Origin of the sequence: Bacillus cereus group sp. Bce019 (genome assembly GCF_051781745.1) — a bacterium.
GTDB classification, from domain to species: domain Bacteria; phylum Bacillota; class Bacilli; order Bacillales; family Bacillaceae_G; genus Bacillus_A; species Bacillus_A cereus.
The window spans coordinates 14,313-37,527 of record NZ_JBPWJX010000031.1 but is presented as its reverse complement, the minus strand read 5'-3'; the positions used below and the strand labels follow the sequence as shown (position 1 = coordinate 37,527).

The window sequence follows — 23,215 nt, the reverse complement described above, 5'->3', positions numbered from 1 at the left end:
TATTCCTTACCTAGTAAGTACGAACCGGTAAAATTAATTGAATAATTGAATCATCATTTACTGTACGAATTAAGAACGGTCTCATCGCCCCAGTAAAGCTAACTTTAATCTCTGTACTATCCAAAGCTTTCAATGCATCCATCATATATTTTGCACTAAAAGATATTTTTAACTCTTCTCCATCTACTTTTTCGCATTGTACTTCTTCGACAACTTTTCCGATTTCTGGTGAATTCGAAGAAATCTCTAGCATTTCTTGCTCTAAAGTTGATAATTTAACAACGTTATTGCGGCCATCTCTTGCTAATAGTGAAGCACGATCAATTGCTTGTAGGAATTCTTTTGTATTCACAAAAATATCCGTTTTACTCTCTGCCGGAATTAAACGTGTCGTATCAGGATAATTCCCTTCTAACAATCTTGAGAAGAATAATAAATGTTTTGTACGGAATAATACTTGATACTCCGTAATAACGATATCTACCATTTCTTCAGACTCATCTAAAATTTTACTTAATTCATTTAAGCTCTTACCTGGGATAACAACATTAGCTTGGAATTCATCTGCAATATTATGTCCTTCAATTTTTGCTTTTCGAAGTGCCAGCCTATGACTATCTGTTGCAATACAAGTTAACTCGCTGTTATATACCTTCCAGTTTACACCTGTCAAGATTGGTCTTGTTTCAGAAGTAGAAACTGCAAATACAGTTTGTCTGATCATATGTTTAAGTAAATCTGTTGGTATCTTAAATACATGATGTTCTTCAATCTGTGGCAATAACGGATATTCTGCAGAATCTAAACCATTTAAGTTAAACTCTGATTTTCCAGATTTTATTTTTGTCATAAAATGATTTTCTACAGAAATTTCGACAGTGTCTTTAGGTAGTTTTTTTACAATCTCACTAAAATATTTTGCCTGTAAAACAATGCTTCCTGATTGAGCTATTTCTACGATTTCTTTTCCATCTTCTTCGACTGGAATAAACGATTCAATCGAAATATCAGCATCGCTTCCTGTTAATGTAACTCCTTCTTCAGTTGCTACAACTTTAATTCCCGTAAGAATTGGGATTGTTGTACGAGAAGAAACTGCCTTCATTACATCTTGTACACCTCTTACAAGATAGTCTTTTTGTATTGTAAAACGCATAAAGAAAAACCTCCGGTAAGTATAAGATTTTATTTAATTAATAAAGATAAAAAATAGTAGTAATAGTAATAGGGCTTGTGGATATGTGGATAACCCCGCTAAAGGATGTAAAAACAGTCTATCTACATGTGGATAGACTGTGCGTAAAACAAGGTAAGTTATTCACACTATTCAGCTACTACTTTAAAATACCATTAATTTCTTCAACTTGCTTTTGTAATTGCGTATCGGTTTTTAGTAGTTTAGAGATTTTTTCATGGGCATGGATAACTGTTGTATGATCACGTCCACCAAATTCTTCACCTATTTTTGGTAAAGAGGAATCTGTAAGCTCGCGCGATAAATACATTGCAATTTGGCGAGGAAACGCAACTGATTTTGTACGTTTTTTCGCTTTAAAATCTTCTAATTTCACTTGATAAACGTCCCCGACAGCTTTTTGAATATCATAAATAGAGATAATTTTCGGCTTAGAATTTGGAATAATATCTTTAAGTGCTTCAGCTGCTAAATCAGCATTAATATCTTTATTAATTAAAGATGAATAAGCTACAACTCGGATAAGTGCACCTTCTAATTCACGAATATTTGAATCAATTTGATTTGCGATATAAAGCATAACTTCATTTGGTATATCAAGCCCTTCAGCTTTTGCTTTTTTGCGTAAAATCGCAATTCGTGTCTCTAAATCTGGCGGCGTAATGTCTGTAATAAGTCCCCATTCAAAGCGGGAACGAAGACGATCTTCTAAAGTTGGAATTTCTTTTGGTGGTCGGTCACTAGAAATTACAATTTGTTTACTTTCTTCGTGTAATGCATTAAATGTATGGAAAAACTCTTCTTGAGTCTGTTCTTTTCCAGCAAGAAATTGAATATCATCTATCAATAAAACATCTACGTTACGATATTTATTACGAAAATCAACAGCTTTATTATCACGAATAGAGTTAATAAATTCATTTGTAAATTTTTCTGATGATAAATATACAACTTTTGCATTTGGATTATGTTCAATTACATAATGACCAATTGCGTGCATTAAATGTGTCTTTCCAAGTCCAACTCCCCCGTAAATAAAGAGTGGATTATACGCTTTAGCTGGCGCCTCAGCTACAGCTAATGAAGCTGCATGGGCAAAACGGTTACCAGAGCCAATAACAAATGTATCGAATGTATATTTTGGATTTAACATGCTCTGTGGTAAATGAGCTGAATCATCTTGTGCTGGATTCGGCTTAACTGGAGGCAGATCAATGTCCTCTTCAGCTTGACTTTGGGGAATAATAAAGCGAATTGCTAATTTTGCCCCTGTTAAATCGTATAGTGTTTCTGAAATTAGTTCGGAGTAATGAGATTCTAGCCAGTCACGAGCAAATTCATTCGGAGCTGTAATCGTTAATACGTCTTTCTTCAAGTTATGAGCCGTTGTGGATTTTAACCATGTCTCATAACTAGGCTTGCTTACCTTTTTTTCTAATTCTTTTAAGGCACTATTCCATAAATCAGAGATATTTTCCAAAGGTGTCCCTCCTTTACTAAGTTGGTAAAAGAATAAGGTTGCGCAACAAATGTACAACCTAATAAATATAAAATGTATATTTATACGAAACGTATTTTAAAACCTAAAAACGTCGTTTGTATATGAGATAGGGTTTTCGACAAAAAAAGCAAATGTGGACAACTATTTACCCACATGTGATTAAAACTGTCCACATGTTATACACAAATTGTGGATAAGATAAAGGTGTGGAAAACTTATTCAAAGTGAAAACACAACTATAATATCAAAAAAAAGTGGCTATAGCAATGAATTTAAGAAAGTTATCCACAAAATCAATACCTTGTGGAATAAACTTGTCCACAACACGATATACTGTGTAAAAGTGCGAAAAAAGTTTGTGGATATAAAAAACGTGAAAAAATATTTATCCACAAGGAAATATAGGTGCTGTGAAAAAGTATGTGAATAGGTTCAAAATGAATATTTGATGAAAATTTCTAGAACCATTGACATTTTCCTAGTTAATTAACTATAATTTATAGGACTGTCTTTAACAGATATTCCTCAGGGAGGTGTCATATAATGAAAAGAACTTACCAACCAAATAAACGTAAGCGCAGCAAAGTACATGGTTTCCGCAGCCGTATGAGCACAGCGAACGGACGTAAAGTGCTAGCAGCTCGTCGTCGTAAAGGAAGAAAAGTATTATCTGCGTAGACCACTGATCGTTCAGTGGTCTTTTTTTCTAATAATAGTGAATTTCCGCTGATGAAATACAGGAGTGTCAATTGATATGAAGAAAAAACATCGTATAAAGAAGAATGATGAATTCCAGGCGGTTTTTCAAAAAGGAAAATCAAATGCAAATCGTCAGTTTGTTGTATACCAATTAGATAAAGAAGAACAGCCAAACTTTCGCATCGGCCTTTCTGTTAGCAAGAAAATAGGAAATGCAGTAGTTCGTAATCGAATTAAGCGCATGGTCCGTCAGGCTATTACAGAGTTAAAAGATGAGATAGCTTCTGGAAAAGATTTTGTTATAATAGCAAGGAAGCCTTGTGCAGAGATGACATATGAAGAAGTAAAGAAAAGCTTAATTCATGTCTTTAAACGCTCTGGTATGAAAAGAATAAAAAAGTAGCGTAAGGAAATGAATTACACTATATACATACCGATACAAGGAGGAGTAGGCTTTGAAAAAGAAATTAGGTTTACTAGCCATGCTTATTGCATTAATGGCGATTACTGCTGGCTGTAGTGAAGTAAATCAGCCAATTACACCAAAAAGCACTGGAATTTGGAATGAATACTTCGTATACCCGCTTTCTCAGTTAATCACGTATTTTGCAAACTTATTTAACAGTAATTATGGTTTAGCAATTGTTGTTACGACTCTTATCATTCGTTTTGCGTTATTACCATTAATGATTAAACAAACGAAGAGTACGAAAGCGATGCAAGCGTTACAACCGGAAATGGTGAAGTTAAAAGAGAAATATAGCTCTAAAGATCAAGCGACACAGCAAAAACTGCAGCAAGAAATGATGCAGTTATACCAAAAAAATGGTGTAAATCCATTAGCTGGTTGTTTACCAATCTTTATTCAAATGCCAATTCTGTTCGCTTTTTATCATGCAATTATGAGAACAGCTGAAATTAAACAACATAGTTTCTTATGGTTCGATTTAGGACATGCAGACCCGTTCTATATCTTACCAGTCGTTGCAGCAATTACGACATTTATTCAGCAAAAGCTTGCAATGGCAGGAACAGCTGGCCAAAATCCACAAATGGCAATGATGCTTTGGCTTATGCCGATTATGATTTTAATCTTTGCAATTAACTTCCCAGCTGCATTATCACTTTACTGGGTTGTTGGTAATATCTTTGGTATTGCTCAAATGTACTTTATTAAAGGGCCAGAGATTAAGGCTAGTAAGGCTGGTAAGGCTGGAGGCTCAAGCAAGTGAGTGTAATTACTGCTAAAGGACAAACAGTCGAGCTGGCAGTAGAGGATGCTTTAAGGCAATTAAATACATCAAAAGATCGAGTAGATATAAATATTGTCGATGAGGGTAAAAGGGGATTCTTAGGTTTATTTGGGAATCGCCCTGCAGTAGTAGAAGTTGTATTGAAGAAAGATCCAATTCAAGAATGTGAAGAATATTTAAGAAATGTTATTCACGATATGGGTGTGGAAGTCGAGATTAGTAAAATTGTAAAAGGACGCGAAATTGAATTTACAATTTCTGGTGATAATGTAGGTGTTTTAATTGGGAAAAGAGGTAATACATTGAACTCTTTACAGTATTTAACAAAACTTGTCGCGAATCGTAACACGAAGCAGTATATCGGTATTACACTAGATGCTGAAAATTATCGTAGTAAAAGAAAAAGTACGTTAGAATCACTTTCTTATCGATTAGCGAAACAAGTATTTAATACGAAAAAAAGAGTTATTTTAGAACCGATGCCATCTTTTGAACGAAAAATTATTCATCAGGCATTATCAAATCATCAAGGTATCAATACAACTTCTGAAGGAAATGAACCACATCGGCATGTTGTAATATCTCCTAAATGACCGGTTGCTCAAATGAGTGCCGGTTTTTTTGAGCGGAAAATAGATGTGGATAACTAAAAAACACTAAACTTATCCACTGTGAATAAGTTTAGTGTTTTTTACATGGGGATATAATAAAATGAGTTATTCTTCTTTTGTAGATAGGTTCGTTATGGTATCCTAATAATTTAGTGAAAGAAATAATCATGTTGAAATAGAGATAAATAAGCAAGTGAGGTGAAAGGACATGGAATTTGATACAATTGCTGCGATTTCCACAGCGCTTGGAGAGGGTGCAATTGCCATTGTTCGAGTAAGTGGGGATGATGCGGTTGAGAAAGTTGATCGTATTTTTAAGGGGAAGGATTTAACAGAGGTTCCTTCTCACACTATTCATTATGGTCATATTGTTGATTTAGATACAAATCAAGTTATTGAAGAAGTTATGGTGTCTATTATGCGCGCACCAAGGACTTTTACACGTGAAAATATAGTGGAAATTAACTGTCACGGTGGACTTGTTTCAGTAAATAAAGTATTGCAACTTATTCTAGCACAAGGAGTACGATTGGCAGAACCGGGCGAATTTACAAAACGTGCTTTTTTAAATGGACGTATCGACTTATCACAAGCAGAAGCTGTTATGGATTTGATTCGAGCAAAAACAGATCGTGCGATGAATGTAGCAATTAATCAAATGGAAGGGCGATTATCTAAATTAATTGGTCTTTTGCGTCAAGAAATATTAGAAACATTAGCTCATGTTGAGGTAAATATAGATTATCCAGAATACGATGATGTAGAAGAGATGACACATAATATTTTAATTGAGAAAGCGACGCATGTTCGTTCGGAAATCGAAAAAATATTAGAAACATCAAAACAGGGGAAAATTTTACGTGAAGGTATTGCTACAGCAATTATCGGTAGACCTAACGTTGGGAAATCATCGTTATTAAATAGTCTTGTTCAGGAGAAAAAGGCAATTGTAACTGATATTGCAGGAACAACTCGTGATGTTATTGAAGAGTACGTTAACGTGCGTGGTGTACCTCTTAAACTTATAGATACAGCCGGTATTCGGGAGACAGAAGATGTTGTTGAACGAATTGGTGTGGAACGTTCAAAAGAAATGATGAGCCAAGCGGATTTAGTATTAGTTGTTGTCAACTATAGCGAGGCTTTAACAAATGAGGATGAAGATCTATTCCGTGCGGTACAAGGAAAAGACTTTATTGTTATTGTGAATAAGACTGATTTACCGCAAGCGATTGATATGGAACGTGTTACAGAGTTAGCCGCGGGAAATCGTGTTATTACAACATCCTTAATTGAGGAACAAGGAATAGATGAACTCGAAAAGGCAATAGCTGATTTATTCTTTGAAGGAACAATCGATTCTGCAGATATGACATATGTTTCTAATGCGAGACATATTGGATTATTAACACAAGCAGGAAAAACAATCGGTGATGCAGTTGAGGCGATTGAAAATGGTGTACCAATTGATATGGTACAAATTGATTTAACAAGAACGTGGGAAATACTTGGTGAAATTACTGGGGACACAGTGCATGAAAGCTTAATTGACCAGTTGTTCTCTCAATTTTGTTTAGGAAAATAATATAGTGAAGTTGTAGAAAGATAGAGATTATTAGGAGGAATAAACAATGGGATACAATGCCGGTTCATACGATGTCATAGTAATCGGTGCAGGTCATGCAGGATGTGAAGCTGGTCTTGCGGCAGCACGAATGGGCTCAAAAACATTAATGTTAACAATTAATTTGGATATGGTAGCATTCATGCCATGTAACCCTTCTGTTGGTGGACCAGCAAAAGGGATTGTTGTTCGTGAAATTGATGCATTAGGCGGAGAAATGGGACGTAATATTGATAAAACTCATATTCAAATGCGTATGCTAAATACAGGTAAGGGACCAGCCGTACGTGCACTTCGAGCGCAAGCTGATAAATTCGCTTACCAACATGAATTAAAGAAAACAATTGAAGAAACACCAAACTTAACGTTGTTCCAAGGAATGGTAGAGCGTTTAATCGTTGAAGAAGGTGTATGTAAAGGGGTAGTTACACAAGCTGGTGCAGAATATACAGCAAAAACCGTTGTAATTACAACTGGAACATTTTTACGCGGCGAGATTATCATGGGCGACTTAAAATATTCAAGCGGTCCAAATAATCAGCAACCGTCTATTACATTATCTGAGCATTTAGAGGAACTTGGATTTGATCTTGTTAGATTTAAAACAGGGACACCTCCGCGTGTAAACAGTAATACAATTGACTACAGTAAAACAGAAATTCAACCAGGTGATGATAAGCCACGTGCGTTCTCTTTTGAAACAACGAAATTTATTATGGATCAAATTCCATGTTGGTTGACATATACAAGTACAGAAACACACCGTTTAATAGATGAAAATTTACATCGTTCAGCTATGTATTCTGGTATGATTAAAGGAACAGGCCCTAGATACTGTCCTTCTATTGAAGACAAAGTAGTAAGATTTAATGATAAACCACGTCATCAAATTTTCTTAGAGCCAGAAGGGCGTAATACACAAGAAGTATATGTACAAGGTTTATCCACAAGCTTACCAGAAGATGTACAACGTGACATGCTTAGAACAATTCCAGGCCTAGAAAATGTTGAAATGATGCGTACAGGTTATGCAATTGAATATGATGCAATTGTGCCAACACAACTATGGCCAACACTTGAAACGAAAAAGATTAAAAATTTATATACAGCAGGACAAATTAATGGAACTTCTGGTTACGAAGAGGCGGCCGGACAAGGGCTTATGGCTGGAATTAATGCAGCATGCCGTTCTTTAGGTAAAAAAGAAGTTGTTTTAGGTCGCGAGGATGCTTATATTGGCGTCTTAATTGATGATCTTGTAACGAAAGGTACAAATGAACCATATCGTTTATTAACGTCTCGTGCAGAATACCGTCTATTATTACGCCACGATAATGCTGATCTTCGTTTAACTGAAGTTGGTCGTGAAATTGGATTAATTAAAGAAGAGCGCTATGAGCGATTTACAAATAAAAAATTACAAATTGAACAGGAAAAGGAACGTTTAAGCAGCATTATTATTAAACCACGTCCTGAAGTTCAAGAATTAATTCGCAATATTGGCGGAAGTGAATTGAAAGATGGAATACGTGCAAGTGACTTATTACGTCGTCCAGAGATGACATATGAGCATATTCATCTTTTAGTACCAAGTGAAGTAGAATTAAGTGATGAAGTTAAAGAACAAGTTGAAATTCAGATTAAGTATGAAGGGTATATTGAAAAATCTTTACAGCAAGTAGAGCGTATGAAGAAAATGGAGAGTAAAAAAATCCCTGTAGATATTGATTATGATGCGATTTCTAGCCTTGCTTCAGAAGCTAGACAGAAATTGAAAGATGTTCGTCCACTTTCAATGGGGCAGGCTTCACGTATTTCTGGCGTAAATCCAGCGGATATTTCCATTTTACTTGTGTATATAGAACAAGGAAAAATTGCACGCGTATCGAACCAATAAATAGTAAGGAGATATTGCTAGATGAACATAGAACAATTTCAATCTATGCTAGAAGAGAAGGGAATCACCCTCTCTTCTAGACAGTTAGAGCAGTTCAAAATCTACTTTGAAACATTAGTAGAGTGGAATGAAAAAATGAACTTAACGGCTATTACAGAAAAAGAAGAAGTATATTTAAAACACTTTTTTGATTCCATTACAGCTGCTTTTTATTATGATTTTTCAAAACCATTCTCAATTTGTGATGTTGGTGCAGGGGCTGGATTCCCAAGTATTCCTTTAAAAATCTGTTTCCCGCACTTAAAAGTAACAATTGTAGATTCATTGCAAAAACGTATTAATTTCTTAAATCACTTAGCCCAAAAGTTAGAATTAAGTGATGTTGCATTTTGTCACGATCGTGCTGAAACATTTGGGAAAAAAGAAGGTGTACGTGAATCATACGATATTGTAATGGCACGTGCAGTTGCGCGTCTTTCTGTATTAAGTGAGCTATGTTTACCACTTGTAAAAGTTGGAGGAACATTCATTGCAATGAAAGGTGCAGCAGCAAACGAAGAAATTGAAAATGGCAAGTATGCTTTAGAGGTGCTAGGCGGAGAGTTGAAAGAGATGTCTACTTTCCAATTACCATTTGAAGAGAGTGAACGTAATATTTTATTAATCGAGAAAAAGCGCAAGACACCAAAGAAATATCCACGCAAACCGGGAACACCCAATAAATTACCTATTGAAAAATAAATCTTATTAGACGTAAGATTAAATTATATAAATGAAAACGTAAATGTTTCATAGGAAACATTTTATGGAGAATAGTCAATAGGCCTAAAAGGTGGTGGAATATGTATGAAAAATACGTTTTCTCGTTTATTTGGCTTTGGAGATAAAGAGAGCGAATTCGAATTACAAGACGAAAGCCATGAAGAGATAGATAAAAAGGTATATGAAGAAATACAAGAAATTCCGATAGTAAATATTACCCCTAACCGTTATCAACCAAGAACAGTTTTTGATGATGCGCGTATTGATGAGCTAGCATTAACAATTCGTACACATGGACTTATTCAACCGATTGTTGTAAGGCAATATGAGGATGATAAGTACGAGATTATTGCTGGAGAAAGACGTTTTCGCGCGGCAACAAAGTTAGGTTGGGAAAAGGTTCCTGCAATTATAAAGAATTTAAATGATACAGAGACAGCTTCTGTAGCTTTAATTGAAAACTTGCAACGTGAGGAACTAACGGCAATCGAGGAAGCTGTGGCATATCAAAAGCTGATTGAGTTACATAATTTAACACAAGAAGCATTGGCACAACGACTTGGAAAAGGACAATCTACAATCGCAAATAAGTTGCGCTTGTTAAAGTTGCCTGAAGAAATAAAAAGTGCATTATTAGAAAAAAGCATTACAGAACGTCATGCCCGCGCTCTCATTCCTTTAAAAAATGAGGAATTACAACTGAAGGTTTTACAGGAAATTGTTGAGAGACAACTAAATGTAAAGCAAACAGAAGAACGAATTGCGAAGTTACTAGAGGAAGCGAAACCGAAGCGTAAGGCAAAGCAAAAAGCAGTAAGTCGAGATACGAGGATTGCTATGAATACAATTAGACAATCTTTACAAATGGTTACTGAAAGTGGTTTGAATGTTAATTCTGAGGAAGAAGAATTTGATGAGTACTATCAAATTACAATTAAAATTCCAAAGAAAAAATAATAATGACGTGCTAGAGACCTTATCCTATTGGAGAGGTCTCTTTTACTATATTTTCTTGTTAAATGAAGAAGGAGTTTAGAAATAAATTTTGAAGTTTAATAAAGGACGTAAAAGAAAAAGTTTTATTTCATGTTACAATAAACGTAATTGTTACTAGAATAAGATAGAAAGGTTGAAAGTAGGTGACATCATGGGAAAAATCATTGCTATTGCTAATCAAAAAGGCGGTGTTGGAAAAACAACAACATCTGTTAATTTAGGGGCTGGATTGGCGCAAGTAGGTAAAAAAGTCCTTCTTGTAGATATTGATGCTCAAGGAAATGCAACGACTGGTGTGGGAATTGAAAAATCTGAATTAGATCAATGTATTTACAACGTTCTTGTGGAAGATGCAGATGTTCAAGGGGTTATACAGAAAACCGCAACTGAAAACTTAGATGTTCTACCCGCTACAATTCAATTGGCTGGTGCTGAAATTGAATTGGTACCGACTATTTCCCGGGAAGTACGTTTGCAAAGAGCATTACAGCCAGTTCGTGATGAATATGACTATATTATTATCGACTGTCCCCCATCTTTAGGGTTATTAACGATTAATGCATTAACAGCAGCAGATTCTGTTATTATTCCTGTACAGTGTGAATATTACGCACTAGAAGGGTTAAGTCAGCTATTAAATACAGTTCGACTTGTACAAAAACATTTAAATAAAAATTTAGCAATTCAAGGTGTATTGTTAACAATGTTGGATGCCCGTACAAATTTAGGGATTCAAGTTATAGATGAAGTGAAAAAGTATTTTAGGGATAAAGTATATCGCTCGATTATTCCGCGTAATGTACGCTTGAGCGAGGCTCCAAGTCATGGGAAACCTATTATGCAGTATGACGCTAAATCAAGAGGAGCAGAAGTGTATATAGATTTAGCAGAGGAAGTGATTGCAGGTGGCTAAAGGATTAGGAAGAGGAATTAATGTGTTTTTTCCTGATTTAGATGTGAAAGAAGAGGAAACAATTCAGGAGATTCTTGTAACTGAATTAAGGCCGAATCCATATCAACCGCGTAAACACTTTAATAAAGAAGCGATTCAGGAATTAGCAATTTCGATTAAGGAACACGGTATTCTACAACCATTAATTGCTAGGAAGAGTATTAAAGGATATGAAATTGTTGCAGGTGAAAGACGATTTCGTGCTGCAAAAGAGGCTGGTTTAGAAAAAGTACCTGCGGTTGTAAGACAATTAACTGAACAGCAAATGATGGAATTTGCTTTGTTAGAAAACTTACAACGAGAAGATTTAAATCCTATGGAAGAGGCAATGGCATACCAGATGTTAATGAATGAGCTAAATGTAACGCAAGAACAATTAGCGAAACGTCTTGGTAAAAGCAGACCTTACATTGCAAATTATACTCGGTTATTAAGCCTACCTTCTTTCGTACAAGATATGATTGCAAATGGTCAACTTTCAATGGCTCATGGGAGAACTTTACTTACGATAAAAGATGAAGAACAATTGAAGTCCTTATTGAAACGCATTGAAAAAGAAGGATTAAATGTTCGTCAATTAGAGAAAATCGTCCAAGAGATTAATCAACACGTTTCACGTGAAACAAAAAAAGTGAAAAAAGAGCGAAATATATTTTTCGTAGAACGTGAAACGTTCTTAAGAGAAAAGTTTGGCACAGATGTGAAAATTAAAGAGACGAAAAAAGAAAAAGGTAAAATCGAAATTGAATTTTTTAATAAAGAAGATTTAAATCGTATTTTAGAACTATTAGCACAGAAAAATTAAAAAGCAAACCATCTTATTATTTATAGATGGTTTGCTTTTTTTAATGCGGATAATTTTTGATCCGTCTCTTTTATACTTTTTGCGATTACATCAGCCATTTTCATAACTAAACTTAATCTTGTGTTTTGAAGAACGAAAAACTCCATAAACCCATTTAGATTGACGATACCGTGTATGTGCAAATCACCAACTGCAGGTAATTTCTTATTCATAGCAGCTCCAGGTTTACTAGGTCCCTTTCCAGTAGTGATTGATCCGATATTTTGGGACTTTCCTAAACATGCATCAACAGCAATTATAAATGCAGTAGGATATTCTTTCTGTATATTCTGAATTTTCTCTTCTAAATTTAGCGCATGTACTGGCTCATCTAGTGTACCGAATACTTGGAGGTTTTGGATGTCTATTTGTTCAAGTTTTGTACCAACTAATGGACCGAGTGCGTCACCTGTAGAGCGATCTGTGCCGATACAAACGAGAATGAGTGGTATATTAGTTTTAATAGGAATATGGGTAATTAAGAAATTACTGATTATCTCAGAGGCTTCTAGATCTTGGTGCATAACGTTTTGAGTTTCTTTCTCAAAAAATGGTAAGCGAAAACTTCCAATATTCATGAAGCACCCATCCTTTTAATAAATTTTCAATATATGTTATATGGTGAGGAAAATGGAAAGTTATAAGTGCGTAATTTTTGCAAAATGTGAATGAAAACGGAAATAATAGTACTAGTATATATATATTCGTTCCATTTTATACCTGGATGTCGGGGATAAAATAGGATTAAAATCATAAAATTTTTTCAGCAATTAGGGGACTTCTGATACAATAATAAGGGTAACTAAAAAGAAATTTTAGCTAGAGAGGTAGAGGAACATGGATTTATTAGCGAAGTGGTTTAATTCTATGAAACAGTATTTATTAGATGCTGATCGTTGGGCTCATATTGGAGTTGCGACATTAAAAATATGTATTATTTTAACAATTGGTGCAGTTGTTGTGCGAATTGCAAGGGCGGTTGTACGAAATGCGTTTCGTATGGGGAGTCGTTCTCCAATTCAAATTTCAGAACGTCGTACAGTTACAGTAGCGAAATTACTTGAAAATATTGTAGCGTACGTTGTTATGTTCATTATGCTAATTGCGATTTTAGGTGTGTTTGATATTAATGCATCAGGTTTATTAGCGGGTGCTGGGGTAATTGGTTTAGCAGTCGGATTTGGTGCTCAAAGTTTAGTGAAAGACGTTATTACAGGTTTATTTATTTTGTTAGAAGATCAGTTTTCAGTTGGCGATTATGTTAAAATCGGTCAATTTGAAGGAGTCGTTTTAGAAATTGGACTTCGTACAACGAAAGTAAAGAGTTGGACAGGTGAAATTCATACTTTACCAAATGGAAGTATTATTCAAGTTACTAACTACTCAGTTAGTAATAGTGTAGCGTTTGTTGATGTATCTATTTCATATGAGGCTGATATTGCGAAAGCAGAGCAAGTTATTGAAGATTTATTAGTAGAATTACCTTCAAAGTACGAAAAAATGGTAACAACGCCTCAATTATTAGGTGTGCAAACATTAGCTGCATCAGAAGTTATATTACGTGTTATTGCTGAAGTAGAACCGATGCAACATGCAGTTATTGCAAGGGCACTTCGTAAAGAGATTAAAAATCGTCTTGATTTACATGGAATTGAAATTCCATATCCACGTATGGTTTTATATAATCGTGAAGAATTAGTTAGTGGAAAAGCAATTTAGTATGGAGAGGAGTTTGGAGAATGGAGCAAAAGGAATATAACTTGTATGATGTTGTGGAAATGAAGAAAGCCCATCCATGTGGCGAGAATCGTTGGAAAATTATTCGTATGGGAATGGATATCCGCATTAAGTGCGAGGGGTGTGACCATTCAGTAATGATTCCTCGAAGAGAGTTTGATCGTAAGGTGAAAAAAATACTTGTGAAGCACGAAGAATAGAGGGAGAGTAACAGTTACAGTAGGTAACTGTTACTTTTTTTCGTTTGGCGGAAACTTGTCATTTTTTTCGTTACTATCTATAATGATGAAAGATTGAGACATAGGAGTGAAAAATATGGGATTAACGGCTGGGATTGTTGGATTACCTAACGTAGGGAAGTCCACTTTATTTAATGCAATTACACAAGCAGGAGCAGAATCTGCGAACTATCCATTCTGTACAATTGATCCAAACGTAGGGATTGTAGAAGTACCAGATGAGCGTTTAAATAAATTAACGGAATTAGTAGAACCGAAAAAGACTGTTCCGACTGTATTCGAGTTTACTGATATTGCAGGTATCGTAAAAGGTGCTAGTAAAGGTGAAGGTTTAGGAAATAAATTCTTATCTCACATTCGTCAAGTAGATGCAATTTGCCAAGTTGTTCGTTGTTTTGAAGACGAAAATATTACGCACGTTTCAGGGAAAGTAGATCCAATTGATGATATTGAAACAATCAATTTAGAGCTAATTTTAGCGGATTTAGAGTCTGTTGATAAGCGTATCGAGCGTGTTGCGAAATTAGCAAGACAAAAAGATAAAGAAGCGGTATATGAGCATGAAATTTTAGTTCGTTTAAAAGAAGCTTTTGAAGAGGGAAAACCAGCTCGTACTGTTGAATTTACAGAAGAGCAGATGAAGATTGTTAAAGGCCTTCATTTACTTACAACAAAAGAAATGTTATACGTAGCGAATGTAAGTGAAGACGATATTATCGATCCTTCGGAAAATAAATACGTACAAATGGTAAAAGAATTTGCAGCAAATGAAAATTCTCAAGTAATCGTTGTATGTGCAAAAATTGAATCAGAAATCGCTGAATTAGACGAAGAAGAGAAAAAAGTATTCCTTGAAGAATTAGGAATTGAAGAGTCTGGTTTAGATCAATTAATTCGTGCAGCATATGACTTATTAGGACTTGCTACGTACTTTACAGCTGGCGTTCAAGAAGTACGTGCTTGGACATTTAAACAAGGAATGAAGGCACCACAATGTGCTGGTGTTATTCATACAGACTTTGAGCGTGGATTTATTCGTGCAGAAACAGTTTCTTACGATGATTTAATGACAAACGGTTCTATGACAGCTGCAAAAGAAGCTGGAAAAGTACGTTTAGAAGGAAAAGAATATATCGTAAAAGACGGAGATGTTATGCACTTCCGTTTTAACGTTTAATTTAATATTTCCTAGGAAAAATAAAGATATGAACTTGGCAAATATATTATATGTTTGCCAAGTTTTTTATGTATTGGTGAGTTGATTCATATAACTTACTATGATATAATCTAAACTCGTGAGTAATTACTATAAATTAATTGCTCCTTGCCCATTACGGGCCGTTTAGACCAAAAGGAGGTGAAAGTGTAATGAGAAAGTACGAAATTATGTACATCATTCGTCCTGGCGTTGAAGAAGAAGCTCAAAAAGCTTTAGTTGAACGTTTTGCAGGTGTTTTAACAAACAATGGTGCAGAAATCATTAACACGAAAGAGTGGGGTAAGCGTCGTTTAGCTTACGAAATCAACGACTTACGTGAAGGTTTCTACATGATCTTAAACGTGAAATCTAACGCAGAAGCGATTAACGAATTCGACCGTTTAGCTAAGATCAACGAAGACATCCTTCGTCATATCGTTGTTAAAGAAGAAGAAAAATAATTGATATATAAGGGAGAGTGGTTCGATTGATGAATCGTGTTATCCTCGTTGGTCGTTTAACTAAGGACCCTGACTTACGTTACACGCCCAATGGTGTCGCAGTAGCTACTTTTACGTTAGCTGTGAATCGCGCATTTGCCAATCAGCAAGGTGAGCGTGAAGCTGACTTTATTAATTGTGTAATATGGCGTAAACAAGCAGAAAACGTAGCAAATTATTTGAAAAAAGGTAGCTTAGCAGGCGTAGATGGGCGTCTTCAAACTCGTAATTACGAGGGACAAGATGGTAAACGTGTATACGTAACAGAAGTTCTTGCGGAAAGCGTGCAATTTTTAGAGCCGCGTAATGGCGGTGGGGAGCAACGTGGTTCATTTAATCAGCAACCATCAGGAGCTGGTTTCGGTAACCAAGGCTCTAACCCATTTGGTCAATCTAGTAATTCAGGTAACCAAGGTAACTCTGGATTTACGAAGAATGACGATCCATTTTCAAATGTAGGTCAACCGATCGACATTTCCGACGACGATTTACCGTTCTAATACAGTAAATTTGTTAGTTTTAACAAAGAATGGAGGGAAATAGACATGGCAGGACGCAAAGGTGGACGTGCGAAACGTCGTAAGGTGTGTTTCTTCACAGCTAACGGCATCACTCGCATTGACTATAAAGATGTTGATTTATTAAAACGTTTCGTTTCTGAGCGTGGTAAAATTTTACCTCGTCGTGTAACAGGAACAAGCGCAAAATACCAACGCAAACTTACAGTTGCAATTAAACGTGCTCGTCAAATGGCACTTTTACCATATGTTGGTGAATAATAGCGTATGAAATGCACAGTAGAGTCGGACTCTACTGTGCATTTTGCTATGCTTTTCTTTTTGAAAGAGAGGTTAAAATGTGAAACAAACAAAGTTTATTACAGAAGGTGCAGCATTATTAGCTATATATGCAATTTTATTGCTTATATCTATGTATGTTCCGATTTTGGGTACAGTTGTAACTTTTGCGTTGCCGTTACCATTTATACTATTAATGATAAGACATAAACTATCTAATGTGCTCGTGGTTTTTGTAGCAGCACTTTTTGTTACTATTATTGTGAGTCAACCGCTGAATTTAGTGAAGACAATTATGTTTGGATTGATAGGGATTGTTTTAGGATATATGTATAAAACAAGAAAAAAGCCAGTTGAAATCTTAATAGCGGGGACGCTTGCATACTTAATTGGTTTTGTACTTATTTATGTTGCGAGTATAAAGTTTTTCAACATAGATATAATGAAGCAAATGCAAAGTATGTTTAGTGAAAGTATGGCGAAAAGCGAAAAGATAGTAAGTGCTACAGGTATGCCGATTAGTAAGGAACAAAAAGAGCTACTTGCAAAAATGAATGATATATTACAATCGTTACTTCCAAGTATACTTGTGCTAGTTTCAGTATGTTTTTCTTGGATTACAGTGATAATATCAGGTAGTGTTTTGAAAAAGTTAAAACATGAAGTTATATCTTGGCCTAAATTTAAAGATATACAATTACCAAAGAGTATCATTTGGTATTACGTTATATTTATTTTGTTAGCAACTTTTATAAAAGTAGAACCAACATCATATTTACATATGGTATTTTCTAACCTAAATGTCATATTTGCACTATTGCTTGTACTGCAAGGTCTGACATTTATCGCCTTTTTAGCGTATAGAAAAGGTTTTACTAAAGGGGTTCCTATTATTAGTTTTATTGCATGCATGTTTATTCCGATGCTGTTTCCTCTTGTGACAATCTTAGGTATAATTGACTTAGGGATTTCATTGCGTTCTAAAATAGGGGGATAAAATAATATTCCTTATACTATTTTAATCTGTTTAACTAACTGGAAGGTAAGTTAGTTTTACTTTATAGGAGTTGTATACATGCCTGAATTTGATAAGAAACAGTGGTTTTTATATCCTGTTTATGTATTGGCATTTTTTGTGTTTGTGCTCATTTCAATTCTCTGTTATTTTCATTTAATTATGGGTATAGCTGCTTTTGTCATTTTTTGTATCGTATTCTTTATCGTTATACGATTTGAACTTAATTTTCAAAGGAATTTCGAAAAGCATACGACAGATATGATTACAAGAGTAAAGAAAGTAAGTAATGAAGCATTTAACCAAATGCCGATTGGTATTTTGTTATACAATAAGGATTATGGGATTGATTGGGCAAATCCTTATTTATCTTCATGTCTGGGACAGCACGCATTAGCTGGATGGCACCTTTACGATGTATCAGAAACATTACTTCTTTTCATTAAAGGAGAAACTTCTGATGATATAGTCTCTTTAAATAATCGAAAGTTTCGCGTTTTTGTAAGGAAAGAAGAAAAGTTAATTTATTTCTTTGATGTAACGGAACAAACAGAAATCGAAAAGATGTACGAGGATCAAAGGACTGTTTTAGCTGTCATCTATTTGGATAATTATGATGAAGTTACACAAGGATTAGATGATCAATTACGTACGAATATAACAAGTCTTGTGACATCGCGACTAAATGAATGGGCACTTAAGTATGGTGCTTATTTAAAACGTGCATCTTCAGAAAGATTCTTCGTTGTGCTAAATGAAAGTATTTTGACGCAGATGGAGAAAGGGAAATTTAGCATTTTAGATCAGGTGCGTGAAGAAACATCTAAAAGGAATATACCACTTACATTAAGTGTGGGTGTCGGATCAGGTGATTTACCTTTATCAGAGCTTGGAGCAATGGCTCAATCTGGTTTAGATCTTGCGCTTGGGCGTGGGGGAGACCAAGTAGCTATTAAACAAGCGACAGGTAAAGTTAAGTTCTATGGAGGTAAGACAAATCCGGTTGAAAAACGTACCCGTGTACGCGCCAGGGTCATTTCGCATGCGTTAAAGGATTTAGTATTAGAAAGTAGTAATGTCATTATTATGGGGCATAGGGCTCCCGATATGGATGCAATTGGTGCTGCGATTGGTATTTTAAAAGTGGCTCAATTAAATGAGCGTAAAGGATATATTGTGTTAGATGAAAATGATTCCGATAAAGGTATTAAGCGTTTGATGGACAAAGTGAAACAAAATGAGGAGTTATGGTCTCATTTTATTACTCCAGAGCAAGCGATGGAATTTGCAAATGATGAGTCGTTACTTGTTGTTGTCGATACGCATAAACCTTCTATGGTGATGGAGCAAAAACTGTTACATAAAATTGAAAATGTAGTAGTTATTGATCATCATCGCCGTGGAGAAGATTTTATTGAAGACCCATTGCTAGTTTATATGGAACCATATGCTTCTTCAACGGCAGAATTGGTTACAGAATTACTTGAGTATCAACCTAAAAATTTAAAGATGACAATGTTAGAAGCGACGGCATTGTTAGCGGGTATTATTGTCGACACGAAAAGTTTCACATTCCGGACAGGGGCTCGTACATTTGATGCTGCTTCTTATTTACGCTCACATGGTGCAGATACTGTACTTGTACAAGAACTTTTAAAGGAAGATATGGATCAGTATTTACGGGTTGCAAAAGCTATAAAAAATGCGTACATTTATAAAAATGGAATTGCGATTGCTAAAGTTGATAGTGATGATTACTACGATCAAGTGCTTATTGCGCAATCGGCAGACACGTTATTAACGATGACAGGGATTATTGCATCATTTGTTGTTGCGAAACGTGGCGAGAATCTCATTGGAATTAGCAGCAGGTCTTTAGGTGAAGTGAATGTGCAGCTAATTATGGAAAACTTAGGCGGTGGCGGGCATTTGACGAATGCAGCCACACAGATGAAAAATGTTACAGTAGATGAAGCTGAGGAGAAGCTTCGATTTGTTATTGATGACTATTTACAGGGAGGCACACAATCATGAAAGTAATTTTTCTAAAAGACGTAAAAGGTAAAGGTAAAAAAGGAGAAGTAAAAAACGTACCAGATGGCTATGCAAATAACTTCTTACTAAAACAAGGATTAGCTGCTGAAGCAACAAATAGCAGTATGAAAACTTTAGAAGCTCAAAAGCGTAAAGAAGAAAAAGATGCAGCAGCAGAGCTTGAAAATGCAAAAGAGTTAAAAGAGACTTTAGAGAAATTAACTGTAGAATTAAAGGCGAAATCTGGAGAAGGTGGCCGTTTATTTGGTTCTATTACAAGCAAACAAATCGTAGATGCAATGCAAAAATCACACAAGATTAAACTTGATAAACGTAAATTTGAAATGGACGATGCAATCCGCGCGTTAGGTTATACAAACGTTACTGTGAAATTGCATCCACAAGTAACAGCAACAGTAAAAGTTCATGTTAGTGAACAATAAAAATAAATTAAGCAAGGAGGATTGCGTATGAGTGATGTACTTGCTGATCGTACCCCTCCGCATAATATAGAGGCTGAGCAGGCGGTTTTAGGGGCCATATTGATTGATCAAGATGCGTTAACTTCAGCATCAGAGTTATTGGTACCTGATTCGTTCTATCGAACGAAACATCAAAAGATTTTTGAAGTCATGCTTGGGCTATCTGATAAGGGAGAGCCGATTGACTTAGTAATGATGACATCAGCAATGGCTGATCAAGGATTACTAGAAGAGGTTGGTGGGGTTTCTTACTTAGCAGAGTTAGCAGAAGTTGTGCCAACTGCAGCTAACGTAGAATATTACGCACGCATCATCGCTGAAAAGGCGCTTTTACGTCGTTTAATTCGCACGGCGACTCATATTGTATCGGATGGATACGAGAGAGAAGATGATGTGGATGGTCTTTTAAACGAGGCTGAGAAAAAAATATTAGAAGTATCCCATCAAACGAATGCAAAAGCATTCCAAAACATTAAAGATGTTCTTGTAGATGCTTATGACAAAATTGAACTTTTGCATAATCAAAAGGGTGAAGTTACTGGGATACCAACTGGGTTTACTGAATTAGATAAGATGACAGCAGGTTTCCAACGAAATGATTTAATTATCGTGGCAGCACGTCCATCAGTAGGGAAAACGGCATTTTCATTAAATATTGCACAAAACGTAGCGACGAAAACGGATGAAAATGTAGCGATTTTTAGTTTGGAGATGGGTGCTGATCAGCTTGTTATGCGTATGCTTTGTGCAGAAGGGAATATTGATGCACAAAGACTTCGTACTGGTTCATTAACTTCCGATGATTGGGCAAAATTAACAATGGCAATGGGGAGTCTCTCAAATGCTGGTATATATATTGATGATACGCCAGGTATTAAAGTAAATGAGATTCGAGCAAAATGCCGTAGATTAAAGCAAGAACAAGGTCTTGGTATGATTTTGATTGACTATTTGCAGCTTATTCAAGGAAGTGGGAAATCAGGAGAAAACCGTCAGCAGGAAGTATCTGAGATTTCTCGTACCTTAAAAGGGATTGCGCGTGAATTGCAAGTGCCTGTTATTGCTTTATCACAGTTATCTCGTGGTGTAGAATCTCGTCAAGATAAACGCCCGATGATGTCTGATATTCGTGAATCTGGAAGTATTGAGCAGGATGCTGATATTGTAGCTTTCCTATATCGTGAAGACTACTATGATCGAGAAACGGAAAACAAAAATACAATTGAAATTATTATTGCAAAACAACGTAACGGTCCAGTAGGTTCAGTGGAACTTGCATTCGTCAAAGAGTTCAATAAGTTCGTTAACTTAGAACGTCGTTTTGAGGATGGACATGCTCCACCGGCATAAAGGCAGTATAAAAAAGAAACACATTTCTTATAATAAGATGTGTTTCTTTTTTTTTATAAGAAAGATAAGGCTTTCATAAGTTAAATATATAATTCTTACGAACGAAAATGTTTTTTTGTGAAAAAATGTTCGCTTTTCGGTTGACTTCTCTTTCGGTTTTGGTACAATTATATTGTTTGAATAGATCGTTTGAAAATTGCGGAGGTGCTTTAATAATGTCTTCAGTAGTAGTTGTAGGAACACAATGGGGCGACGAAGGAAAAGGTAAAATCACTGATTTTCTTTCTGAGCATGCGGAAGTAGTTGCAAGATATCAAGGTGGAAATAACGCGGGACATACAATTGTTTTCGGCGGAGTTAAATATAAATTACACTTAATTCCATCTGGTATTTTCTATAAAGAGAAAATTTGTGTAATCGGAAACGGATTAGTAGTAGATCCAAAAGCATTACTTGAAGAGTTAAAATACTTACACGATCGTGGTGTAAGTACTGATAATTTACGTGTAAGTAACCGTGCACATGTTATTTTACCTTACCACTTAAAACAAGATGAGTTAGAAGAAGCAAGTAAAGGTGATAACAAAATCGGTACAACGAAAAAAGGTATCGGTCCTGCATATATGGATAAAGCTGCTCGTATTGGTATTCGTATGGCTGATCTTTTAGACCGTGAAGCATTTAAAGAGAAGCTTGAGCGCAATTTAGTAGAAAAAAATCGTTTATTTGAAAAAATGTACGATACAGAAGGTTTCACTGTAGAAGAAATTTTCGAAGAGTACTTCGAGTACGGGCAACAAATCGCGCAATATGTATGTGATACGTCTGTTGTATTAAATGATGCATTAGATAATAATCACCGTGTATTATTTGAAGGTGCGCAAGGTGTTATGCTTGATATTGACCACGGTACGTACCCGTTCGTTACATCTTCTAACCCAATTGCTGGTGGTGTAACAGTTGGAACTGGAGTTGGTCCTGCGAAAGTTACTCGCGTTGTAGGTGTATGTAAAGCATATACAAGCCGCGTTGGTGATGGTCCATTCCCTACTGAGCTTCATGATGAAATTGGTCATCAAATTCGTGAAGTTGGTCGCGAGTATGGAACGACAACTGGTCGTCCACGCCGCGTAGGTTGGTTCGATAGCGTTGTTGTAAGACATGCACGTCGTGTTAGTGGTTTAACGGATCTATCATTAAATTCTATCGACGTTTTAACAGGTATTCCAACTCTTAAAATTTGTGTAGCTTACAAATACAATGGTGAAGTTATTGATGAAGTTCCAGCTAACTTAAACATTTTAGCGAAATGTGAGCCTGTATATGAAGAGCTTCCAGGTTGGGAAGAAGATATTACTGGTGTAAAATCATTAGATGAACTTCCTGAAAATGCACGAAAATACGTAGAACGTGTTTCTGAGTTAACAGGAATTCAAATATCTATGTTCTCAGTTGGACCAGATCGTAACCAAACAAATATTGTACGTAACGTATACGAAGCTTAATTAACATTTTTTGAAAAAAACTCA

Annotated in this window: 24 protein-coding genes; 21 read left to right on the top strand and 3 right to left on the bottom strand. The window is 35.6% G+C overall.

The genetic code is table 11. From position 1 onward, the window contains the following. Positions 1-10 precede the first annotated feature (10 nt). Complete coding sequence (dnaN, locus tag ACS2QP_RS25990) at positions 11-1,156, bottom strand: DNA polymerase III subunit beta (protein WP_001212884.1); 1,146 nt, start codon at positions 1,154-1,156, stop codon at positions 11-13. A 178-nt stretch (positions 1,157-1,334) separates the two neighbouring features. Beyond that, positions 1,335-2,675 (bottom strand): chromosomal replication initiator protein DnaA, encoded by a 1,341-nt coding sequence (gene dnaA / locus ACS2QP_RS25985; protein ID WP_000428017.1) that lies wholly within the window; start codon positions 2,673-2,675, stop codon positions 1,335-1,337. A 564-nt stretch (positions 2,676-3,239) separates the two neighbouring features. Here dnaA and rpmH point away from each other — a divergent pair. From rpmH to spo0J, 10 genes are all read left to right on the top strand, one after another. Then, the gene (rpmH, locus tag ACS2QP_RS25980; RefSeq protein ID WP_000831901.1) at positions 3,240-3,374 is read left to right on the top strand and encodes a 50S ribosomal protein L34; all 135 of its coding nucleotides are present in this window, start codon (positions 3,240-3,242) and stop codon (positions 3,372-3,374) included. A 76-nt stretch (positions 3,375-3,450) separates the two neighbouring features. Further along, entirely contained in the window at positions 3,451-3,798 is a 348-nt protein-coding gene (gene rnpA / locus ACS2QP_RS25975) for a ribonuclease P protein component (protein WP_000726619.1), read from the top strand. A 52-nt stretch (positions 3,799-3,850) separates the two neighbouring features. Further along, positions 3,851-4,627: a YidC family membrane integrase SpoIIIJ gene (gene spoIIIJ / locus ACS2QP_RS25970; RefSeq protein ID WP_000727734.1), complete on the top strand. Its 777-nt coding sequence runs from the start codon at positions 3,851-3,853 to the stop codon at positions 4,625-4,627. Further along, the gene (gene jag / locus ACS2QP_RS25965) at positions 4,624-5,241 is read left to right on the top strand and encodes an RNA-binding cell elongation regulator Jag/EloR (protein WP_000111516.1); all 618 of its coding nucleotides are present in this window, start codon (positions 4,624-4,626) and stop codon (positions 5,239-5,241) included. The genes spoIIIJ and jag overlap by 4 nt, the downstream gene beginning before the upstream one ends. A gap of 226 nt (positions 5,242-5,467) precedes the next feature. Then, on the top strand, positions 5,468-6,844 hold the full coding sequence (mnmE, locus tag ACS2QP_RS25960; protein WP_000393757.1) for a tRNA uridine-5-carboxymethylaminomethyl(34) synthesis GTPase MnmE: 1,377 nt from the start codon (positions 5,468-5,470) through the stop codon (positions 6,842-6,844). Between the two features lie 46 nt (positions 6,845-6,890). Further along, complete coding sequence (gene mnmG / locus ACS2QP_RS25955; RefSeq protein WP_000541031.1) at positions 6,891-8,780, top strand: tRNA uridine-5-carboxymethylaminomethyl(34) synthesis enzyme MnmG; 1,890 nt, start codon at positions 6,891-6,893, stop codon at positions 8,778-8,780. Between the two features lie 21 nt (positions 8,781-8,801). Continuing rightward, on the top strand, positions 8,802-9,521 hold the full coding sequence (rsmG, locus tag ACS2QP_RS25950; protein WP_001019628.1) for a 16S rRNA (guanine(527)-N(7))-methyltransferase RsmG: 720 nt from the start codon (positions 8,802-8,804) through the stop codon (positions 9,519-9,521). 105 nt (positions 9,522-9,626) lie between these two features. After that, positions 9,627-10,499: a nucleoid occlusion protein gene (noc, locus tag ACS2QP_RS25945; RefSeq protein WP_326263559.1), complete on the top strand. Its 873-nt coding sequence runs from the start codon at positions 9,627-9,629 to the stop codon at positions 10,497-10,499. Between the two features lie 190 nt (positions 10,500-10,689). Continuing rightward, the gene (soj, locus tag ACS2QP_RS25940; RefSeq protein WP_000516114.1) at positions 10,690-11,451 is read left to right on the top strand and encodes a sporulation initiation inhibitor protein Soj; all 762 of its coding nucleotides are present in this window, start codon (positions 10,690-10,692) and stop codon (positions 11,449-11,451) included. Next, the gene (spo0J, locus tag ACS2QP_RS25935) at positions 11,444-12,295 is read left to right on the top strand and encodes a stage 0 sporulation protein Spo0J (RefSeq protein ID WP_001051832.1); all 852 of its coding nucleotides are present in this window, start codon (positions 11,444-11,446) and stop codon (positions 12,293-12,295) included. Before soj ends, spo0J begins: the two co-directional genes overlap by 8 nt. A 20-nt stretch (positions 12,296-12,315) precedes the next feature. Here spo0J and yyaC read toward each other — a convergent pair whose 3' ends face one another. Beyond that, positions 12,316-12,912 (bottom strand): spore protease YyaC, encoded by a 597-nt coding sequence (gene yyaC / locus ACS2QP_RS25930; RefSeq protein WP_438882976.1) that lies wholly within the window; start codon positions 12,910-12,912, stop codon positions 12,316-12,318. Positions 12,913-13,171: 259 nt separating this feature from the next. Here yyaC and ACS2QP_RS25925 point away from each other — a divergent pair, with 259 nt between their 5' ends. The 11 genes from ACS2QP_RS25925 to ACS2QP_RS25875 all read left to right on the top strand — a co-directional run bounded on the left by ACS2QP_RS25925 (position 13,172) and on the right by ACS2QP_RS25875 (position 23,191). Next, positions 13,172-14,053 carry a mechanosensitive ion channel family protein gene (locus tag ACS2QP_RS25925; protein WP_000364814.1) on the top strand — a complete coding sequence of 294 codons (882 nt, stop codon included), beginning with the start codon at positions 13,172-13,174 and terminating at the stop codon, positions 14,051-14,053. A gap of 20 nt (positions 14,054-14,073) precedes the next feature. After that, positions 14,074-14,271 (top strand): DUF951 domain-containing protein, encoded by a 198-nt coding sequence (locus ACS2QP_RS25920; RefSeq protein ID WP_000435485.1) that lies wholly within the window; start codon positions 14,074-14,076, stop codon positions 14,269-14,271. Positions 14,272-14,386: 115 nt separating this feature from the next. Continuing rightward, entirely contained in the window at positions 14,387-15,487 is a 1,101-nt protein-coding gene (gene ychF / locus ACS2QP_RS25915) for a redox-regulated ATPase YchF (protein WP_000524657.1), read from the top strand. A gap of 191 nt (positions 15,488-15,678) precedes the next feature. Next, positions 15,679-15,969: a 30S ribosomal protein S6 gene (gene rpsF, locus ACS2QP_RS25910; protein ID WP_001233778.1), complete on the top strand. Its 291-nt coding sequence runs from the start codon at positions 15,679-15,681 to the stop codon at positions 15,967-15,969. A gap of 26 nt (positions 15,970-15,995) precedes the next feature. Next, entirely contained in the window at positions 15,996-16,508 is a 513-nt protein-coding gene (gene ssb, locus ACS2QP_RS25905; RefSeq protein ID WP_000981966.1) for a single-stranded DNA-binding protein, read from the top strand. A 45-nt stretch (positions 16,509-16,553) separates the two neighbouring features. Beyond that, entirely contained in the window at positions 16,554-16,787 is a 234-nt protein-coding gene (gene rpsR / locus ACS2QP_RS25900; RefSeq protein ID WP_000918873.1) for a 30S ribosomal protein S18, read from the top strand. Between the two features lie 79 nt (positions 16,788-16,866). Beyond that, the gene (locus tag ACS2QP_RS25895) at positions 16,867-17,802 is read left to right on the top strand and encodes a YybS family protein (RefSeq protein WP_061457942.1); all 936 of its coding nucleotides are present in this window, start codon (positions 16,867-16,869) and stop codon (positions 17,800-17,802) included. 78 nt (positions 17,803-17,880) lie between these two features. After that, positions 17,881-19,854 carry a DHH family phosphoesterase gene (locus ACS2QP_RS25890; protein ID WP_001113785.1) on the top strand — a complete coding sequence of 658 codons (1,974 nt, stop codon included), beginning with the start codon at positions 17,881-17,883 and terminating at the stop codon, positions 19,852-19,854. Further along, a complete protein-coding gene (gene rplI / locus ACS2QP_RS25885) occupies positions 19,851-20,297 on the top strand; it encodes a 50S ribosomal protein L9 (RefSeq protein ID WP_000864228.1) in 447 nt (148 codons plus the stop codon). Before ACS2QP_RS25890 ends, rplI begins: the two co-directional genes overlap by 4 nt. A gap of 27 nt (positions 20,298-20,324) precedes the next feature. Beyond that, positions 20,325-21,686 (top strand): replicative DNA helicase, encoded by a 1,362-nt coding sequence (gene dnaB / locus ACS2QP_RS25880; RefSeq protein ID WP_001286148.1) that lies wholly within the window; start codon positions 20,325-20,327, stop codon positions 21,684-21,686. A 215-nt stretch (positions 21,687-21,901) separates the two neighbouring features. Further along, positions 21,902-23,191, top strand: a complete 1,290-nt coding sequence (locus ACS2QP_RS25875) for an adenylosuccinate synthase (RefSeq protein WP_000100238.1) — start codon at positions 21,902-21,904, stop codon at positions 23,189-23,191. The last annotated feature ends 24 nt before the right edge of the window (positions 23,192-23,215 follow it).

Coding starts and splice junctions, on each gene's coding strand:
- noc (WP_326263559.1), top strand. CDS start 9,627: ATGAAAAATACGTTTTCTCGTTTATTTGGCTTTGGAGATAAAGAGAGC.
- mnmG (WP_000541031.1), top strand. CDS start 6,891: ATGGGATACAATGCCGGTTCATACGATGTCATAGTAATCGGTGCAGGT.
- rpmH (WP_000831901.1), top strand. CDS start 3,240: ATGAAAAGAACTTACCAACCAAATAAACGTAAGCGCAGCAAAGTACAT.
- rpsF (WP_001233778.1), top strand. CDS start 15,679: ATGAGAAAGTACGAAATTATGTACATCATTCGTCCTGGCGTTGAAGAA.
- dnaB (WP_001286148.1), top strand. CDS start 20,325: ATGAGTGATGTACTTGCTGATCGTACCCCTCCGCATAATATAGAGGCT.
- rplI (WP_000864228.1), top strand. CDS start 19,851: ATGAAAGTAATTTTTCTAAAAGACGTAAAAGGTAAAGGTAAAAAAGGA.
- ychF (WP_000524657.1), top strand. CDS start 14,387: ATGGGATTAACGGCTGGGATTGTTGGATTACCTAACGTAGGGAAGTCC.
- ACS2QP_RS25890 (WP_001113785.1), top strand. CDS start 17,881: ATGCCTGAATTTGATAAGAAACAGTGGTTTTTATATCCTGTTTATGTA.
- soj (WP_000516114.1), top strand. CDS start 10,690: ATGGGAAAAATCATTGCTATTGCTAATCAAAAAGGCGGTGTTGGAAAA.
- ACS2QP_RS25875 (WP_000100238.1), top strand. CDS start 21,902: ATGTCTTCAGTAGTAGTTGTAGGAACACAATGGGGCGACGAAGGAAAA.
- ACS2QP_RS25920 (WP_000435485.1), top strand. CDS start 14,074: ATGGAGCAAAAGGAATATAACTTGTATGATGTTGTGGAAATGAAGAAA.
- mnmE (WP_000393757.1), top strand. CDS start 5,468: ATGGAATTTGATACAATTGCTGCGATTTCCACAGCGCTTGGAGAGGGT.
- yyaC (WP_438882976.1), bottom strand. CDS start 12,912: ATGAATATTGGAAGTTTTCGCTTACCATTTTTTGAGAAAGAAACTCAA.
- rnpA (WP_000726619.1), top strand. CDS start 3,451: ATGAAGAAAAAACATCGTATAAAGAAGAATGATGAATTCCAGGCGGTT.
- rpsR (WP_000918873.1), top strand. CDS start 16,554: ATGGCAGGACGCAAAGGTGGACGTGCGAAACGTCGTAAGGTGTGTTTC.
- rsmG (WP_001019628.1), top strand. CDS start 8,802: ATGAACATAGAACAATTTCAATCTATGCTAGAAGAGAAGGGAATCACC.
- dnaN (WP_001212884.1), bottom strand. CDS start 1,156: ATGCGTTTTACAATACAAAAAGACTATCTTGTAAGAGGTGTACAAGAT.
- ACS2QP_RS25925 (WP_000364814.1), top strand. CDS start 13,172: ATGGATTTATTAGCGAAGTGGTTTAATTCTATGAAACAGTATTTATTA.